At 69.1% G+C, this 17,482-nt stretch carries 13 protein-coding genes and 1 pseudogene; 10 read left to right on the forward strand and 4 right to left on the reverse strand.

What is annotated here, in order from left to right:
- The first annotated feature begins 3 nt into the window (after positions 1 to 3).
- From J7500_RS08375 to J7500_RS08405, 7 genes are all read left to right on the forward strand, one after another.
- Positions 4 to 237: a hypothetical protein gene (locus tag J7500_RS08375; RefSeq protein WP_294061253.1), complete on the forward strand. Its 234-nt coding sequence runs from the start codon at positions 4 to 6 to the stop codon at positions 235 to 237.
- A 223-nt stretch (positions 238 to 460) separates the two neighbouring features.
- Positions 461 to 910, forward strand: coding sequence for a MarR family winged helix-turn-helix transcriptional regulator (locus tag J7500_RS08380; protein WP_294061254.1), 450 nt, complete (start codon positions 461 to 463; stop codon positions 908 to 910).
- A 75-nt stretch (positions 911 to 985) separates the two neighbouring features.
- Positions 986 to 3,085: a malate synthase G gene (locus J7500_RS08385; RefSeq protein WP_294061255.1), complete on the forward strand. Its 2,100-nt coding sequence runs from the start codon at positions 986 to 988 to the stop codon at positions 3,083 to 3,085.
- A 187-nt stretch (positions 3,086 to 3,272) separates the two neighbouring features.
- A complete protein-coding gene (locus J7500_RS08390) occupies positions 3,273 to 5,444 on the forward strand; it encodes an autotransporter assembly complex family protein (protein ID WP_294061256.1) in 2,172 nt (723 codons plus the stop codon).
- The gene (locus J7500_RS08395) at positions 5,444 to 9,700 is read left to right on the forward strand and encodes a translocation/assembly module TamB domain-containing protein (RefSeq protein ID WP_294061257.1); all 4,257 of its coding nucleotides are present in this window, start codon (positions 5,444 to 5,446) and stop codon (positions 9,698 to 9,700) included. Before J7500_RS08390 ends, J7500_RS08395 begins: the two co-directional genes overlap by 1 nt.
- Before the next feature lie 108 nt (positions 9,701 to 9,808).
- A complete protein-coding gene (locus J7500_RS08400; RefSeq protein WP_294061258.1) occupies positions 9,809 to 11,275 on the forward strand; it encodes an NAD(P)/FAD-dependent oxidoreductase in 1,467 nt (488 codons plus the stop codon).
- Positions 11,276 to 11,346: 71 nt separating this feature from the next.
- A complete protein-coding gene (locus J7500_RS08405; protein ID WP_294061259.1) occupies positions 11,347 to 12,651 on the forward strand; it encodes an erythromycin esterase family protein in 1,305 nt (434 codons plus the stop codon).
- A 27-nt stretch (positions 12,652 to 12,678) separates the two neighbouring features.
- Here the strand turns inward: J7500_RS08405 and J7500_RS08410 are convergent, their stop codons facing one another.
- A complete protein-coding gene (locus tag J7500_RS08410) occupies positions 12,679 to 13,731 on the reverse strand; it encodes an NAD(P)-dependent alcohol dehydrogenase (protein WP_294061260.1) in 1,053 nt (350 codons plus the stop codon).
- Between the two features lie 156 nt (positions 13,732 to 13,887).
- Between J7500_RS08410 and J7500_RS08415 the strand changes: the two are divergent.
- A pseudogene (locus J7500_RS08415) lies at positions 13,888 to 14,780 on the forward strand (LysR family transcriptional regulator).
- Here J7500_RS08415 and J7500_RS08420 read toward each other — a convergent pair.
- Positions 14,768 to 15,124: an antibiotic biosynthesis monooxygenase gene (locus tag J7500_RS08420; protein ID WP_294061261.1), complete on the reverse strand. Its 357-nt coding sequence runs from the start codon at positions 15,122 to 15,124 to the stop codon at positions 14,768 to 14,770. The pseudogene J7500_RS08415 and the gene J7500_RS08420 sit on opposite strands and share 13 nt — an antisense overlap.
- Entirely contained in the window at positions 15,121 to 15,450 is a 330-nt protein-coding gene (locus J7500_RS08425; protein ID WP_294061262.1) for an NIPSNAP family protein, read from the reverse strand. Before J7500_RS08425 ends, J7500_RS08420 begins: the two co-directional genes overlap by 4 nt.
- Before the next feature lie 96 nt (positions 15,451 to 15,546).
- Between J7500_RS08425 and J7500_RS08430 the strand changes: the two genes are divergently transcribed.
- Entirely contained in the window at positions 15,547 to 16,242 is a 696-nt protein-coding gene (locus tag J7500_RS08430; RefSeq protein ID WP_294061263.1) for a helix-turn-helix transcriptional regulator, read from the forward strand.
- 105 nt (positions 16,243 to 16,347) lie between these two features.
- Complete coding sequence (locus tag J7500_RS08435) at positions 16,348 to 16,953, forward strand: YdeI family protein (protein WP_294061264.1); 606 nt, start codon at positions 16,348 to 16,350, stop codon at positions 16,951 to 16,953.
- A gap of 120 nt (positions 16,954 to 17,073) precedes the next feature.
- On the opposite strand, the gene J7500_RS08440 is transcribed toward J7500_RS08435, so the two are convergent.
- Entirely contained in the window at positions 17,074 to 17,466 is a 393-nt protein-coding gene (locus J7500_RS08440; RefSeq protein WP_294061265.1) for a GFA family protein, read from the reverse strand.
- Between the last annotated feature and the right edge of the window lie 16 nt (positions 17,467 to 17,482).

Here is a 17,482-nt window from a genome sequence, read left to right on the forward strand (position 1 = left end):
GGCATGACCGAATGGCTGGTCGCGATCGTTTTGATCGTCGGATTCCTGGCGGCGATGCCGTGGATCGTCCGCTGGGCGAAAAGCTCGGGCGGCAAGGGACGGATGGGCGGCGTCGCGATGGCGCTCGGCCTCGCCTTCTCCGCATTCCTCGATCCCGCCCAGCGCGAGGCGATGGAAAATGTCGAGGACGAGAAGAGCCGCGCAGAGCAGGCCGGGCAGGGCGAGCTGCTCGATTAGAGCGGCGGTGCCCGGCACCCTCGCGGCGCGAGCGGAACGAAAAAAAAGGCCGCCCCGGGGGACGGCCTGTGAAAAGTTTTAGGAGAGGATGCCTGAAAGGCAGGGCTTATTTGGGTCACGCCCTGTTATGTTGCAAGTGCGAAATGTTACCGTTATCATTGCAAAAAGTGCACCTACAACGTTGTCACTTGCGTCAGGAGGAACAGGAGGAAACACCTAGGCCATGTCCACGCTCAAGCTCGACGAATTCCTGCCCTATCGGCTGTCGATCGCGTCCAATGCCGTGTCGGACGCCGTCGCCACCGCCTATCGCACGTTGTTCGGCCTGCGCATCCCCGAATGGCGGCTGGTGACGGTCCTCGCCGAGGGCGGGGCGATGAGCCAGCAGGCGCTGTGCGGGCGCACGCGCATGGACAAGGTGACGGTGAGCCGCGCCGCGATCGCGCTTGCCGAGCGCGGGCTGATCGTGCGCGCGAGCAATCCGGGCGACCAGCGCTCGCATCTGCTCACGCTCTCGCCCGAGGGCCGCGCGCTCTACAAGCAGGTCGCGCCCAAGGCGCTCGAGCTCGAACGCCGGGTCTTCGCCGGCTTCACCGCCGAGGAGCGCGCCCAGCTCCGCTCGATGCTCGACCGGATCGAGGAATCGGTGAAGCAACTCGAAGCCGGGGCTTGATCGCGGCGCCCCCGCTGGACTAATCCGGCGATGCCCTCCCCAGGCGATGAGTGACGCTTGCCAGGAGGAACATCCATGTCCGCTTATCTCGATCGTGCCGGTCTGAAGGTCGCCGAGCCGCTCGCGCGCTTCGTCGAGCAGCGCGTGCTGCCCGATCTCGGCGTCGCGGCCGATGCCTTCTGGACCGGCGCGGCGGACATCTTCGCGCGGTTCGCGCCCGAGAATCGCGCGCTGCTCGCCCGTCGCGACGATCTCCAGGCGCAGATCGACGCCTGGTGCGCCGACGATCCCGCCCGCGCCGCCGATCCCGTCGAACAGGTGCGTTTCCTGCGCTCGATCGGCTATCTCGTCCCCGAGCCCGAACCCTTCGTCATCGGCACGACCAACGTCGACGACGAGATCGCGCGCATGGCCGGGCCGCAGCTGGTGGTCCCCGCGCTCAACGCGCGTTTCGTGCTCAACGCCGCCAACGCCCGCTGGGGCAGCCTCTACGACGCGCTCTACGGCACCGACGCGCTGCCGGGAGCGGCGAAGCCGGGCGGCTATGACCCCGAGCGCGGCGCGCAGGTGATCGCCCGCGCCAAGGCCTTCCTCGACGAGGTGGTGCCGCTCAGGGACATGCGCTGGGCCGATTTCACTTCGGGCGAGCTGCCGCTGGCCGATCTCGGCCAGTTCGTCGGCCACAACGGCGAATCCCTGCTGTTCCGCCACAACGGCCTGCACATCGAAGTCGTGATCGACCGTGCCCATCCGATCGGCCACCGCGATCCCGCGGGCATCGCCGACGTGGTGCTCGAGGCTGCGCTGACGACCATCGTCGATCTCGAGGATTCGGTCGCCGCGGTCGACGCGGAGGACAAGGTCGCGGCCTATGCCAATTGGCTCGGCCTGATGCGCGGCGATCTGGAGGAACGCTTCGACAAGGGCGGACGCACGATCACTCGCCACCTCGCCGACGACCGCGTCTATCAGGTCCCGGGGACTAGCGACATGGCGCTCCCCGGCCGCGCCCTGCTGTTCGTCCGCAACGTCGGCCATCTGATGACCACCCCCGCGGTGCTGCTCCCCGACGGGCAGCAGGCACCCGAGGGCATCCTCGACGCGATCGTCACCAGCGCGATCGGCGTCCACGACTTGCGCGGTCTCGGCAGGCACCGCAACAGCCGCGCCGGCAGCATCTACATCGTCAAGCCCAAGATGCACGGGCCTGAGGAATGCGCCTTCACCAACCGGCTCTTCGACGCGGCGGAGGATCTGCTCGGCCTCGCGCGCCACACGATCAAGGTCGGCGTGATGGACGAGGAGCGCCGCACCTCGGCCAATCTCGCCGCCTGCATCCACGCAGTGCGCGACCGGATCGTCTTCATCAACACGGGCTTCCTCGATCGCACCGGCGACGAGATCCACACCAGCATGCGTGCCGGCCCGATGGTCCCCAAGGGCGAGATGAAGTCCAGCGCCTGGATCCAGGCCTATGAGGACCGCAACGTGCGGCTGGGCCTCGCCTGCGGGCTCTCGGGCAAGGCGCAGATCGGCAAGGGCATGTGGGCCGCGCCCGATCGCATGGCGGACATGCTAGCGCAGAAGGGCGCGCACCCGCTCGCGGGTGCCAACACCGCCTGGGTGCCGTCGCCCACCGCCGCGACGCTCCACGCGCTCCACTATCACGCCACCGACGTCTTCGCCCGCCAGCGCGAGCTCGCCGCCGAGCCGGTGCCCGGCCTCGCGCCGCTGCTCACCATTCCCGTCGCGCGCGGCCGCAACTGGAGCCCGGACGAAGTCGCGCGCGAGCTCGACAACAACGCCCAGGGCATCCTCGGCTATGTCGTGCGCTGGATCGATCAGGGCGTGGGCTGCTCCAAGGTCCCCGACATCCACGACGTGGGCCTGATGGAGGACCGCGCGACGCTGCGCATCTCGTCGCAGCACATCGCCAACTGGCTGCTCCATGGTGTCGCCACTGCCCATGACGTCGAGGCCGCGCTGCGCCGCATGGCCGCCAAGGTCGACGCGCAGAACGCCGGCGACCCGCTCTACCGGCCGATGGCGGGCAACGAGGAAACGAGCCTCGCCTTCCAGGCCGCCCGCGCGCTCATCTTCGAAGGCGCGGCCCAGCCCAACGGCTACACCGAACCCTTGCTCCACCGCTTCCGCGCGGAGGCGAAGGGGCGGTAATTCTTACCGTCACCGCGCGAAGGCATGAGTCGTTGCGCCTGCGGAAGGAATATCCGATAGAACGCCCCGGCAGTGCGAGCGCTAGCCGCTGAAATCATGGGCGTTTCGTCCCGGCACGGAGCCAAAGCCGGCCTCGGTCGTTACGCTTGCGAGAGGGCCGGGGTGAACGCGGCTCCCGAGGAGGCGCGTGGTCAAAGGGGTAAACGCGGTCTGGATTGCCGCGCTCGCGGGGACGGCGTTCCTGCCGGGCGTCGCTCTCGCGCAGATTTCGGACCCCAAGCCGGGGCAGGGCGCCCCCACGTCCGCGCCGGGTCCCACGCCTGCGCCCGCCCCGCAGGACGAGACGATCGTCTCCGACCAGGAATTCAACGCCGCGCTGCCCAGCCTCAGCAACGATCCCAACGCCCCGCTCGAGCCGCTCGAGGGCTTCCAGACCCCGACTCCCACGCCGGCCCCGCCGCCCCGGACGGTCCAGCCGATCCCCGGCGCGCCCACCGTCCCCGCCGAGGAAACCGAATTCGCCGCGCCCCCGCCCGAGGCGCCCGAATTCGCCCAGCCGCTGCCCGCGCTCAGCGAGTTCAAGGTCGAGCCGGTCAAGATCGAAGGCATCGACGACGAGAAAGTCGCCCAGATCCGCTACACCACCGCGGTCGAGGGACTGGACAAGATCGGGCTCGAAGACCAGTTCCGCGACCTGTCCGCGCTCGAGGAAGGCGACGGCAAGGCCGCCAATGCCGCGATGGTCGCCGCGCGTGCCCGCGAGGACGAGCACCTTGCCGTGCGGCTGATGCGCTCGCTCGGCTATTACGACGGCACCGCGATCTCGACGATCGAGCAGAACCCCAAGAATTCGGGCAATGTCCGCGCGACGATCAGCGCCACGCCGGGCCCGCTCTACCGGCTGGGCTCGGTGTCGATCGTCAGCGATCCCACCGTTCCGCCGGGCCTCCTCGACAAGGAGCTCAACCTCAATCCCGGCGACCCGATCGAGGCTATCCGCATCCAGGGCGCCGAAGCCAATCTGAAGCTGCGCCTGCCGCAGCAGGGCTATCCCTTCATCGCGCTCGGCGACCGCGACATCCTGCTCGACGATCAGACGCACTTCGGCGACTATACGCTGCCGGTCACGCTCGGTCCGCGGTCGAGCTTCGGCGAGATCGTCACCCAGGGGCGCCGCCCGGTGTTCGGCGTCGACCACATCAACATCCTGCGCCGCTACAAGCCTGGCCAGCTCTACGACAGCCGCATGGTCGACGATCTGCGCGACGCGCTGATCGCCACCAGCCTCTTCTCCACCGTCTCGGTCGAGCCGGTGCGGACCAACCAGCCGGGCCCCGACGGCACCGAGGTGGTCAACCTGCTCGTCCGCCAGAACGCGGGCCGCCCGCGCACGCTGGCCGGCGAGGCGGGCTACAGCACCGGCCAGGGCATCCGCCTCGAAGGCAGCTGGACGCATCGCAACCTCTTCCCGCCCGAAGGCGCGCTGATCGGCCGCGCGATCCTGGGGACGCAGGAACAGGGCATCGCCGGCACCTTCCGCCGCTCGAACGCCGGCCAGCGCGACCGCACCTTCCAGATCCACGCCGAGCTCAACCACCAGGATTACGCCGCGTTCGAATCCTACACCGGCGCGCTCGCGGTGCGCTGGTCGCGCGATTCCACGCCGATCTGGCAAAAGAAATGGACCTATTTCTACGGCGCCGAAGTCGTCGGATCGAACGAGGACCGCTGGAACTTCGACACCAACCAGCGCGATCGCGGCACCTGGCTGATCGCTGCGCTGCCGACCTTGCTCGGCTATGACAGTTCGGACAATCTGCTGAATCCCACGCGCGGCTTCCGCCTCAAGGGGAACGTCAGCCCTGAAACATCGGTGCGCGGCGCGGCGCGGCCCTATGCCCGGCTGATGGTGGAGGGCACCGCCTATTATCCGGTGACGAGCAGCATCGTGATCGCCGGCCGCGCGCGCGTCGGCTCGATCCCGGGGATCGCACGCAACGATCTGCCGCCGTCCAGGCGCTATTATGCCGGCGGCGGCGGGTCGGTGCGCGGCTTCGGCTATCAGGAGCTCGGCCCCCGCGCGCCCGACGGACGCCCGGTCGGCGGCCGCGCCTTCAATGAATTCGCGCTCGAGGCGCGCTATCGCTTCGGCAATTTCGGCATCGTGCCCTTCGTCGATGCCGGCCAGGTCTATGAGGGCATTTATCCGACCGGCCAGAACCTGCGCTTCGGCGCCGGGATCGGCGGGCGGATGTACACCAATTTCGGTCCGCTGCGCGTCGATGTCGCGACCCCGATCGCGCGCAAGCCGGGCGAATCGCGCATCTCGCTCTACATCTCGATCGGGCAGGCCTTCTGATGGCGACCGAGCCGCCCTCGGGCCCGCCGGCCGAACCCGCCGAGCTTCCCGCCGAGGAGCCGGTCCGGCACGTCGTCGTCCAGCCGCCGCTGTGGCAGCGCATCGTCAAATGGGTCGGGCTCACGATCGGCGCGGTGGCGCTGGCGCTCAGCCTGCTCGTGCTCGCGCTCAACACCGACATGGGCCGGCGCTTCGTCGTCGACCAGATCAACCGGCTCGAGCTCGCCTCGGGGCTGAACTTCCGCGTCGGCCGGATCGAAGGCTCGCTCTATGGCGGGATGACGCTCCACGACGTCGAGGTGCGCGACACCAAGGGCGTGTTCGCCACCGCGCAGCAGATCGAGCTCGACTGGCGCCCGATGAGCTATCTGCGCAACCGCGTCGACATCCGCCGGCTCGCCAGCCCCGAAGTGCGCTTGTTGCGCTTGCCCGCGCTCAAGCCTTCGACCGATCCCAACGCCCCGCTGCTGCCCAACATCAATCTAGACATAGACCGGCTCGAGGTCGCGCGGATCGACGTCGCGCCGGTGGTGACCGGCCGCCACCATATCGCGCGGCTCGCCGGCACGGTGCATCTCGCGGGCGGGCGCGCGCAGATCGTCGCCGACGCCGGCACCATCGCCGCGCCGGGCGTCGCCGGGGGCGATCGGCTCGCGCTCAAGCTCGACGCCGTGCCCGAGAAGAACCGGCTCGACATTGACCTCAAGCTCGATGCTCCCGCGCAGGGGCTCGTCGCCGGCCTCGCGGGCGTCCAGACCCCGATCACGCTCGCAGTGGCGGGGCAGGGGAGCTGGGCGAGCTGGAAGGGCCGCGCGGTCTCGACGCTCGGCGGCAAGGAACTGGCCAACCTCGACGTGCTGGCCAGCAACGGCCGCTTCCAGCTGCGCGGCCCCACCAATCCTGGCCTTTGGATGCAGGGGCCCGTCGAGCGGCTCGCCTCGCCCCGGCTCGACATCGCGCTCGATGCGGTGTGGAAGAACCGCACCGCCAACGGCCAGCTCAAGCTGCGCTCGCGCGCGCTTTCGGTCGAGATGGAAGGTGGGGTCGACCTCGGCCACAACCGCTTCGACAATCTGCGTGCCGACGCGATCCTGCTCACGCCCGGCGCGATCGCACCCAATCTCAGCGGCCGCTCGGTGCGCGCCGCGCTCGCGCTCAACGGCGCGTTCAATCGGCCGGTGGTCGATTACAAGATCCAGGCCGCCGCGCTCGGCTTCGGCACCACCGTGGTCGAGCAGCTCTATGCCGAGGGCAGGGCAAGGGTGGACGCGGACCGCATCATGGTGCCCGTGCGCGCCCGCGCCGCGCGCGTCAGCGGGCTCAACGCGGCGGTCGGCGGGCTCGTCACCAACCTGACGATCAACGGCGACCTCGCCATCTCGGGCACCCAGGTCCTGTCCGACAATCTCCGCCTGCGCTCCGACCGGGTCGACGCGACGGCGATCGTCGCGGCGGACATCGCCAAGGGCCGCTACACCGGCGCGATCAAGGGCCGGATCAACGATTTCGCGATCAACGGCGTCGGCGTGGTCAACCTCACCACCAACGCCGAGCTCTATGCCCCGCGCGGCGGCGGCTGGGGCATCCGCGGCACCGTGGCAGCGGAAACCCGCAAGCTCACCAATGCCTCGGTCCGCAATTTCCTCGGCGGCAACGCCGTCGCCTCGGCGCATGTCACGCTCGGGCCCAGCGGCGTGATCGACGTCACTGACCTGCGGCTGCGCGCGCCGCAGTTCCGCATCCTCAGCGGCTCGGGGCGCTACGATCCCGCCGGCCCGATCCTGATCAACGCCAATGCCGTCTCCACGGCCTATGGCCCGCTCACCGCGCGCGTCACCGGCACCATGGCCGCCCCGCAAGTCCTGCTGCGCGCCGCGCGGCCCGGGCTCGGCGTCGGGCTGGTCAATCTCGAGGCGCGGGTGCGCGGTCGCGGCTCGGCCTTCGCGATCGCGGCGACCGGCGGCACCGACTATGGCCCGTTCAGCGCCAACGTGCTGCTCCGCACCGGCGCGACCATGGCGATCGACATCGAATCCGCCCGCTTCGCCGGAATGGACATCACCGGCCGGCTCAGACAGACGCGCGCCGGCCCCTTCGCCGGCAATGTGAACTTCCAGGGCTCCGGCGTGGTCGGCACGGCCGATCTCTCGGCGCAGGGCCGTTTCCAGCGCGCCGACCTGCGCGCGACGGCGACCAACGCCACGATTCCGGGCAACACCGAATTCACTATCGGCCGCGCGCTCGTCTCGGCCAGCGTCGTGCTGACCCAGACGCCGCAGATCGTCGCAGACGCGCAGATCGCGGGCCTGCGCCGCGGCGACTTCGTGCTCAAGACCGCGCGCGCCAAGATCAACTATCAGGGCGGCTCGGGCACCGCCCAGGCAGTCGCCACCGGCTCGACCGGCGTGCCCTTCCAGATCGGCCTCAACGCCCGCATGGCACCCGGCCAGTGGCTCGCCGCGCTGCAGGGCCAGGCGGCCGGCATCCGTTTCCGCACCGCCCAGCCGGCACGGATCGCGACGACCGGCGGCACCTATCGCCTCCTCCCGACCCGCGTCGACTTCGACCATGGCACCGTCCGCCTCGCCGGCAGCTATGGCGACGGCACCGTGCTCCAGGCGCGGCTCGACCGGCTCGATCTCGCCGTCGTCAATGCCTTCACCACCGGCCTCGGCGTCGACGGCACCGCTAGCGGCAGCATCGACTTCGCCCAGTCGAGCCCCTCGGCCTTCCCGCGCGCCGACGTGCGGCTCGAGATCGACCAGTTCACTCGCTCGAGCCTCGCCACCGTCTCGACGCCGGTCGACATCAGCTTCGTCGGCAAGCTGCTGCCCGACGGCGGCGACGCGCGCGCGATCATCCGCCGCGGCACCACCCCGATCGGCCGGGTCGTGGTGACGCTGCGGCCGCTCGGGCCGGAGGCGGGGACCTGGACCCAGCGGCTGATGGCCGCGCCGCTCGCCGGCGGCGTGCGCTACAACGGCCCGGCGGCCGTGCCCTTCTCGCTGGCCGGTCTCTCCAACCAGCATCTCGACGGCGCGATCGGCATCGCCGCGGACTTTTCGGGCCGCGTGCTCGATCCGCACCTCGCCGGCGTGGTTCGCGCCGACAACCTCACCTACGGCCACGACACGCTGGGCACGCGGCTCACCAATCTGAAGATCGATGGCCGCTTCTCGGACAATGAGCTCATCCTCACCCAGGCGAGCGCCCGGGCAGGCGAGGGGACGGTGACTGCGCAGGGCACGGTCGGCCTGTCGGCGGCCAACAACTATCCGATGAACATCGAGGTCAATCTCGACCGCGCCCAGCTCGCGCGCAGCCAGTCGCTCGGCGCCACCGCCACGGGCAAGCTCACGCTCATCAAGAACGCGCAGGTCCAGCGGATCGAGGGGCGGCTGACCATCCCCGAGGCGCGGTACGAGATCATCCGCCAGGGCGCCGCCGAAGTGCCCGAACTCACCGGCGTCCGGCGCCGCAGCGAAGTGGCCGAAGCCGCCGCCAATCCGCGCCCGGTGCGCGCGCCGGTGCGTGCGCTGACCGACTTCGACCTCAACATCCGCCTGGTCGCGGACAACCAGATCTACGTCTCGGGCATGGGGCTCGAGTCCGAATGGGGCGCGCGCATCTATGTCCGCGGCACCACCACCAATCCGGAGATCCGCGGCAACCTCCAGATCGTGCGCGGCACCTACAGCTTCGCGAGCCGCCGCTTCGACATCACCCAGGGCGACATCGCCTTCCAGGGCGCCGAATTGTCCAACCCGACGATCCACATTTCGGCGAACACCACGGCGGAGGGGATCACCGCCGTGCTCGACGTCAGCGGCACCGCGCAGCGGCCGCAGATCGTCTTCTCGTCGACGCCCGCGCTGCCGCAGGAGGAAGTGCTCGCGCGGCTGTTCTTCGGCACCAACGTCACCAACCTGTCCGCCACCGAGGCGATCCAGCTCGCCGCCGCGGTCAATTCGCTCAGCGGCTCGGGCGGCGGGCTCAATCCGCTCGGCCAGCTCAAGTCGGCCACCGGGATCGACCGGCTGCGCATCCTCGGCGCCGACGACGCGACCGGCCGCGGCACGTCGCTCGCCGCGGGCAAGTACATAACCAGCGACATCTATATCGAGATCATCACCGACGCCCGCGGCTTCACCGCCACCCAGCTCGAGATATCCCTCTCGCGCACGCTGAGCCTGCTCTCGCAGACCGGCTCGTTCGGCGGCTCGAGCGTCAGCCTGCGCTACTCGCGCGACTATTAGCCCCAGAAAACCTCCCCTCCCTGCTTGCAGGGAAGGGAGTGTCCAGAATGACTCGTTGACTGCCTCCCACCCCCCTACTTACATTCCTGTAAGCATGGGGAGAGGTTGATGATCGAGCATTTCGATGTGGTGGTGGTGGGCGCCGGCCTTTCGGGCATCGGCGCGGGCTATCACATCCAGGCGAACAGCCCCGATCGCTCCTACGTCATCCTCGAAGGCCGGGAGCGCCTCGGCGGCACCTGGGACTTGTTCCGCTATCCGGGCATCCGCTCGGATTCGGACATGTATACGCTCGGCTTCTCCTTCCGCCCCTGGACCGATGCCAAGGCGATCGCCGACGGTCCCTCGATCCTCCGATATCTCGAGGACACCGCGCGCGAGACCGGCGTCGATCGCCACATCCGCTATCGGCACCGCGTCAAGAGCGCCGCCTGGTCGAGCGAGGAGGCGCGCTGGACCGTGGTCGCCGAGCAGGATGGGGAGGAACGCCGCTTCACCTGCGCCTTCCTCTTCATGTGCACCGGCTATTATAACTACGAGCGCGGCTATCTCCCCGAGTTCGAGGGCGCATCGGACTTCGGCGGCCGCATCGTCCACCCGCAGTTCTGGCCCGAAGACCTCGACTATGCCGGCAAGCGCATCGTCGTGATCGGCAGCGGCGCGACTGCGGTGACGCTGGTGCCCGAGCTGGCCAGGCAGGCTGCGCACGTCACCATGCTCCAGCGCTCGCCCACCTATATCGTCGCGCGCCCGTCCGAGGATTCGATCGCCAACTGGCTGCGCTCGAAGCTGCCGTCCAAGACCGCCTATGCGATCACCCGCTGGAAGAACGTGCTGCTCCAGCAATATTTCTACCGCGCCGCGCGCAAGCACCCGGAGAAGGCGAAGGAGCGGATCGTCGACATGGTCCGCCAGGAGCTGGGCCCCGACTATGACGTCGGCACGCATTTCACGCCCCGCTACAATCCCTGGGACCAGCGCCTCTGCCTCGTCCCCGACGCCGACCTGTTCGCCGCGATCCGCGAAGGCCAGGCGGAGGTCGTCACCGACGGCATCGATCGCTTCACCCGGACCGGCATTCGCCTCGCCTCTGGCAAGGAGCTGTCCGCCGATATCGTGGTCACCGCCACCGGGCTCGAGCTCCAGCTGATGAGCGGCATCCCGGTCAGCGTCGATGGGCGCGCGGTCGATTGGTCGCAGTGCATGACCTACAAGGGCATGATGTTCTCGGATGTGCCCAATTTCGCGATCTCCTTCGGCTACACCAATGCCAGCTGGACGCTGAAGGCCGATCTCACCGCCTCCTATGTCACGCGCCTGCTCAATGCGATGAAGAAGCGCGGCCTCCGCCAGGTCACGCCGCGGCTCGAGGCGCCGGTCGAGGAGCTGCCCTTCCTCGATTTCACGTCGGGCTATGTCCAGCGCGCGATGCGCCAATTCCCTCGCCAGGGCAGCCGCAAGCCCTGGCGCCTCCACCAGAACTACACCCGCGACGTCCTCGCGCTGAAGTTCGGCGGCATCGACGAGGAAATGGAATTCTCCAATCCCGAGCCGGGCGAACAGCGCGCAGCCTAATTCCCCTCCCTGAAAGGGAGGGGCGGTCCTCGCGCAGCGGCACCATCCCCCGCCGTTTTCGTTCTACCCGCATGGCCGAAGTCCTTCTCGACACTACCGCCGCGCTGGTCGAATCCGCTGCCGAGGCGCTCCCGCCGCTCGACGATCCCGCCTTCGCCGATGCCTTCGATCGCTTCGCCGAGGCGCGCATCGTGCTGCTTGGCGAGGCGAGCCACGGCACGTCCGAATTCTACCGCGCCCGCGCCGCGATCACCCGCCGGCTGATCGAGCGCCACGGCTTCAACATGGTCGCAGTCGAGGCCGACTGGCCCGATGCCGCCGCGATCGACCGCCACGTCCGCCAGCGCCCGCTCGGCAGGCTCGATCCGCCGTTCCAGCGCTTCCCCACCTGGATGTGGCGCAACCAGGAGTTCTTCGAATTCGTCCTCTGGCTGCGCGAGCACAATGCCGCGTTGCCCGAGGATCGGCGCGCCAGCTTCCACGGGCTCGATCTCTACAGTCTCAACAGCTCGATCCGCGCGGTGATCGACTATCTCGACCGCGTCGACCCGGACTCCGCCGCGATCGCGCGCGAGCGCTACGGCTGCCTCGCCCCCTGGCGCGACGCTCCGCACGCCTATGGCCGGCTCGCGATCACCGAAGGCTATGCGCGCTGCGAGAAGGCGGTGGTCGCGGTGCTGCGCGAGCTGGTCGAGAAACAGTCCAGGCTGATCGCCGCCGACGGGGACGACTTCCTCGACGCCACCCAGAACGCCCGGATCGTCGCCAATGCCGAGGCCTATTATCGCGCCATGTACTACAGCTCGGCCGAGAGCTGGAACCTGCGCGACGAGCATATGTTCGACACGCTCGACCTGATGCTGCGCAGCAAAAGCGACGCCAAGGCCGTGGTCTGGGCGCACAATTCGCATATCGGCGACGCGCGCTTCACCGAAATGGGAATGGAGCGCGGCGAGCTGAACCTCGGCCAGCTCGCCCGCACCGGCTATGGCGATGCCGCCCGGCTGATCGGCTTCGGCACCCACAGCGGCACCGTCGCCGCCGCGGACGACTGGGACGCGCCGATGAAGATCAAGCAGGTCAATCCCTCGCGCCCGGACAGCTACGAACGCGTCTGCCACGATTCGGGCGTGCCGCGCTTCCTCCTCGACCTCCGCGAGGAGCGCGAGGTTCGCGAGGCGCTCACCACGCCGCGGCTCGAGCGCTTCATCGGCGTCATCTACCGCCCGGACACCGAACGCTGGAGCCATTACTCCACGGCCATTTTGCCCGAGCAGTTCGACGCCTTCGTCTGGTTCGACCAGACCAGCGCGGTCACCCCCATCCCCGGCATGGAGCGCGCCGGGGACGAGGAGACCTGGCCGTTCGGGCTCTAGCGCCCGCCGCTCGCTCCGCGGCTTCGCTCACTCCGCAATCGTCGCCATGTCGATGACGAAGCGATACTTGACGTCGCTGCGCAGCATCCGCGCATAGGCGTCATCGATCTGCTGCATCCGGATCATCTCGATATCGGCGACGATGCCGTGCTCGGCGCAGAAATCGAGCATCTCCTGCGTCTCGGCGATGCCGCCGATCAGCGAGCCCGCGATCGCCGCGCGCTTGAAGATCAGCGCGGACACGTCGGGGGAGGGGTGGGGATGCTCGGGAACCCCCACCAGCGTCAGCGTCCCGTCGCGCTTCAGCAGCGCCGTATAGGCGTCGAGCTGGTGGCTCGCGGCGACCGTGTTCAGGATGAAATCGAAGCTGCCGGCATGCGCCGCCATTTCCTCGGGGTTGCGCGAGACCACCACGTCGTCGGCGCCCAGCGCCCTGGCGTCCTCGCGCTTGCTGTCCGAGCTGGTGAAGGCGACGACATGCGCGCCCAGCGCATGCGCCAGCTTCACGCCCATATGGCCGAGCCCGCCGATGCCGACGATCCCCACCTTCTTGCCGGGCCCGACGTTCCAGTGGCGCAGCGGCGACCAGGTGGTGATGCCGGCGCACAGCAACGGCGCCACCGCGGCGAGCTGTTCCTCGCCATGGCGCACCTTGAGCACGAACTTGTCGCTGACCACGATCCGCTGCGAATAGCCGCCCAGCGTATGGCCCGGCGCATCGGCCGTCGCGCCGTTGTATGTCCCGGTGAACCCGTTCTCGCAATATTGCTCGAGCCCCTCGGCGCACGAGGCGCAATGCTGGCAGCTGTCGACCATGCAGCCGACCCCCACCAGCTCGCCCACCGCGAAGCCGGTGACTTCGTCGCCGACCGCGCTCACCCGCCCGACGATCTCGTGACCCGGCACGCACGGATAGATCGTCCCCGCCCATTCGGAGCGGACCTGGTGCAGGTCCGAATGGCAGACCCCGCAATAGGCGATCTCGATCTGCACGTCATGCGGACCCGGCGCGCGGCGCTCGATATCGATCGGCTCGAGCGGCTTGTCGGCGGCATAGGCGCCATAGGCTTTGGTGGCCATTTGGGGTGCTCCCTGTCTGCGGATTGAACTGGCGCGAAGCTGCTGCCGCCGTCGCTACAACGGGCGGCGCGGCTTCCTGTGCCGGTGCAAATAGGCCAGCGCCGGTCCGGCGATTAGCCGCTATGATCTCCACGAAGTTGTGAATAGGGCTCAGCAATGAACCGGCAGCATCTGGCGGAGCTTTCCGCCTTCATCACCGTTGCGCGCGAGCGGAGCTTCACGCGCGCGGCCGCCCAGCTCGGCGTCACGCCCTCGGCGCTCAGCCACGGCATGCGCGCGCTGGAGGAGCGGCTCGGCCTGCGGCTGCTCAACCGCACCACGCGCAGCGTCACGCCCACCGAAGCCGGCGAGCGGCTGCTGCTCTCGGTCGGCCCGCGCCTCGACGAGATCGACGCCGAAGTAGCGGGGCTCAGCGCGCTGCGTGACAGGCCCGCGGGAACGGTGCGGATCAGCGCCGACGAGAATTCGATGACCAGCGTGCTCTGGCCCGCGCTCCGTCGCGTGCTGCCCGACTATCCCGACATCCATGTCGAGATCGTCACGGACTATACGCTGACCGACATCGTCGCCGAGCGGTTCGACGCCGGCGTGCGCTTCGGCGAGATCGTCGCGCGCGACATGATCTCGGTGCCGATCGGGCCGGAGGCGCGCATGCTCGCGGTCGCGTCGCCGGGCTATTTCGCCGCGCACGGCCGGCCCCGCACGCTCGAGGAGCTGACCAGCATCGCTGCATCAATCTGCGGCTGCCGACCTATGGCGGCCTCTATGCGTGGGAATTCGAGCAGGACGGGCGCGAGCTGCGCGTGCGCGTCGAGGGGCAGCTCGTCTTCTCGTCGATCCTGCCGATCCTTCAGGCCGCGCTCGACGGCTTCGGCATCGCCTATCTGCCGCTGTCGATGATCGCGCCGCACCTCGAAAGCGGCGCGCTGGAGGCAGTGCTGACCCAGTGGTCGCCGTCGTTTCCCGGCTACCACCTCTATTACCCCAGCCGCCGCCAGCCCACGCCGGCCTTCGCCCTCCTCGTCGAGGCGCTTCGCTACCGCGGCTGAGAATCGTGCGCCGCGCGGCTGTCCGCCGGCGCCTGCGCCCGGTCGGTCATGCCATAGTCGCGCACCACCGCGGCGATCCGCAGCCGATAGTCGCGGAACACGCCGCCGCGGCCTTCCGCCTGCGTCGCGCGGTGGGCGGGCGTGTTGCGCCATGCCGCCACCGCCGCCTCGTCGCGCCAGAAGGAGAGCGAGAGTAGCTTGCCGGGCTCGGCCAGGCTCTCGAACCGCTCGATCGAGACGAAGCCGTCGATCGCCTCCAGCTGCGGCCGCAGCGCCGCCGCCAGCTCGAGGTAGCGCGCCTGCTCGCCTTCGGCCGGCCAGACCTCGAACAGCACCGCGATCATGGCCGCACCAGAGCGGCGTGCGGCGCCGAGGCGAGCCGCAGGAACAGCCGGTCCTCGCGCCGGATGAACCGCTCGCGCTGCGCGAAATCATAATTCTCGCGCCCCAGCGGATCCTCGCGCAGCCGCGCGCGATAGGCCTCATACGCAGCAAGGTTGTCCACCATATAGACACCATAAGCCGCAGTAGCCGACCCCTCGTGCGGCGCGAAATAGCCGATCAGATCGGCCCCGCAGCGCGGGATGGCCTGGCCCCAGTTGCGCGCATAGTCGTCGAAGGCGGCGAGTTTGTACGGATCGAGCTCGTAGCGGATGAAACAGGCGATCATGGCGTCCTCCTCGGCACGCCGGATAGCCCCGCCGCCGCCCCCGATGCTTCGCTCGGCGCCGAAGCATTTCGCCCGCGTTCGCGCTAATGGTGCGCGATGACCACCGTCGCATCGCTTGCCAGCATCGCCGCCCTGATCGGTGATCCCGCGCGCGCCGCGATGCTGGTGAGCCTGATGGACGGTCGTGCGCTCACCGCCGGTGAACTGGCCGGGGCCGCCGGCGTCGCGCCGCCCACCGCCAGCGGGCATCTCGCCCGCCTGCTCGACGCCGGGCTGCTCGCGGTCGAGCGCCAGGGGAGGCACCGCTATTACCGCATCGCCGGCGCACCCGTAGCCGCCACGCTCGAAGGGCTGATGGCGCTCGGCAGCGATCTCGCCACTGCGACCTGCAAGCCGGTCCGCACCGGCCCGCGCGACCCGGCGCTGCGCCGCGCGCGCCGCTGCTACGATCACCTCGCGGGCGAAGTCGCGGTCGGCATCGCCGACGCATTGGAGGCCCGCGACCATCTCCGCTTCGGCACCGACGGCGGGTTGGTCACCGAAGCCGGTCTCGACTTCCTCGCCACGCTCGGGGTCGAGCTGGACGCGGGCAGGGGAGGCGCCGCCTTCTGCCGCCCCTGCCTCGACTGGAGCGAGCGCCGCCCGCACCTCGCCGGCACCGTCGGCCGCGCCCTCTATGCCGCGCTCGCCGCCAAGGGCTGGATCCGCCAGCCCCGCACCGGCCGCGCCGTCACGGTCACGCCGCTCGGCCAGATGGAACTGCACCGCCACTTCGGCATCGCGCTGGGGTAGGGGCGGAGGGCAGACCCAGGGAATCTCGAGACTGATCCCAACGGAGCGCCCGCCCACGCACGAGATGGACTTGCCCGGGAGCGGACGGTCGTTCAGTTTCCTGCGGTGGACGAAAACGAACATCGCGACGGGCTGCCGATCCGGCTGTTTGAAGATCGCGCCGCGTTGGAAGACTGGTTGTCGACGGAGCCGCCGACCAGCAAGGGAGCGTGGCTCAGGTTTGCGAAAAAGGGGGCCGGCCTCGCCAGCGTCTCGAAGTCCGAGGCGATCGATGCCGCGCTGTGCCACGGCTGGATCGACGGGCAACTCGACAAATATGACGATGCAAGCTGGATCGTCCGGTTCACGCCCCGCAAGCGAGCGAGCAAATGGTCGGCGGTGAACCGCCAGCGCGCGCTCGAACTGATCGACGCCGGACGCATGGCCCCAGCCGGGCTCGCCGAAATCGAAGCTGCCCAAGCGGACGGACGCTGGGCAGCCGCCTATGCGCCTGCGAGCCGAGCGCAGGTACCTGCGGACTTGCAGGCCGCTCTCGATCGCTCTCCTGCCGCGGCAGAGTTCTTCGCAACGCTCACCGGTGCCAACCGGTACGCCATCCTGTATCGGATCGATGCCGCCAAGAAGTCAAACACGCGGGCGCGACGCATTGCAGAGTTCGTGTCCATGCTGGAACGCGGCGAGACCGTTCACGGCTCGAAAAAACCGACCTAGAGATCAGCGGTTGTCCATGCCGAGCGGGTCCCTTCCTCAATGGGAGAAGGGGCGAGGTCAGCTGAACCCCACTGCCCGCCCTTCCGGTTGCGCTAACGTGCCGGCTGAACCCGACACGCCCTAATCCTCGCTCCGCCCGCCGCCCTCGCGGTTGTGCGCATAGCGATGCGCGAGCGGGAAGGGCGGCAACCAGCCCTCCCGTCGCACGGTCCAGCATTCATAACTCGGGACAAACCGGTCGGGCGCATCGAGCGTGCCCAGGTGTACTTCCACTTCGTCGCCGAAGCGCGCGAACACCGAAGAGCCGCAACGCGGGCAGAAATTGCGGCCGGCATAGTCGCGCGTCTCGCCTTCCACAGCCACGGACTCCTGCAGGAAGATCGCGGCAGCAAAGAACAGCGCGCCATGATGCTTGCGGCAGTCGAGGCAATGGCACAGCCCCACGCGATACGGTTGCCCCGTCGCCACGATCCGGACATCGCCGCACAGGCATCCGCCGGTGACCTGGTCCATGCATCGTCTCCGTTGA

The organism is Sphingomonas sp. (assembly GCF_017744835.1).
In the GTDB taxonomy this organism is placed as follows: Bacteria; Pseudomonadota; Alphaproteobacteria; order Sphingomonadales; family Sphingomonadaceae; genus Sphingomonas.

Bases quoted from the DNA above. Each gene is read 5' to 3' on its own strand.
- J7500_RS08440 (WP_294061265.1), bottom strand. From the start codon at position 17,466: ATGGACCAGGTCACCGGCGGATGCCTGTGCGGCGATGTCCGGATCGTG.
- J7500_RS08380 (WP_294061254.1), top strand. From the start codon at position 461: ATGTCCACGCTCAAGCTCGACGAATTCCTGCCCTATCGGCTGTCGATC.
- J7500_RS08375 (WP_294061253.1), top strand. From the start codon at position 4: ATGACCGAATGGCTGGTCGCGATCGTTTTGATCGTCGGATTCCTGGCG.
- J7500_RS08425 (WP_294061262.1), bottom strand. From the start codon at position 15,450: ATGATCGCCTGTTTCATCCGCTACGAGCTCGATCCGTACAAACTCGCC.
- J7500_RS08420 (WP_294061261.1), bottom strand. From the start codon at position 15,124: ATGATCGCGGTGCTGTTCGAGGTCTGGCCGGCCGAAGGCGAGCAGGCG.
- J7500_RS08405 (WP_294061259.1), top strand. From the start codon at position 11,347: ATGGCCGAAGTCCTTCTCGACACTACCGCCGCGCTGGTCGAATCCGCT.
- J7500_RS08385 (WP_294061255.1), top strand. From the start codon at position 986: ATGTCCGCTTATCTCGATCGTGCCGGTCTGAAGGTCGCCGAGCCGCTC.
- J7500_RS08400 (WP_294061258.1), top strand. From the start codon at position 9,809: ATGATCGAGCATTTCGATGTGGTGGTGGTGGGCGCCGGCCTTTCGGGC.
- J7500_RS08395 (WP_294061257.1), top strand. From the start codon at position 5,444: ATGGCGACCGAGCCGCCCTCGGGCCCGCCGGCCGAACCCGCCGAGCTT.
- J7500_RS08410 (WP_294061260.1), bottom strand. From the start codon at position 13,731: ATGGCCACCAAAGCCTATGGCGCCTATGCCGCCGACAAGCCGCTCGAG.
- J7500_RS08430 (WP_294061263.1), top strand. From the start codon at position 15,547: ATGACCACCGTCGCATCGCTTGCCAGCATCGCCGCCCTGATCGGTGAT.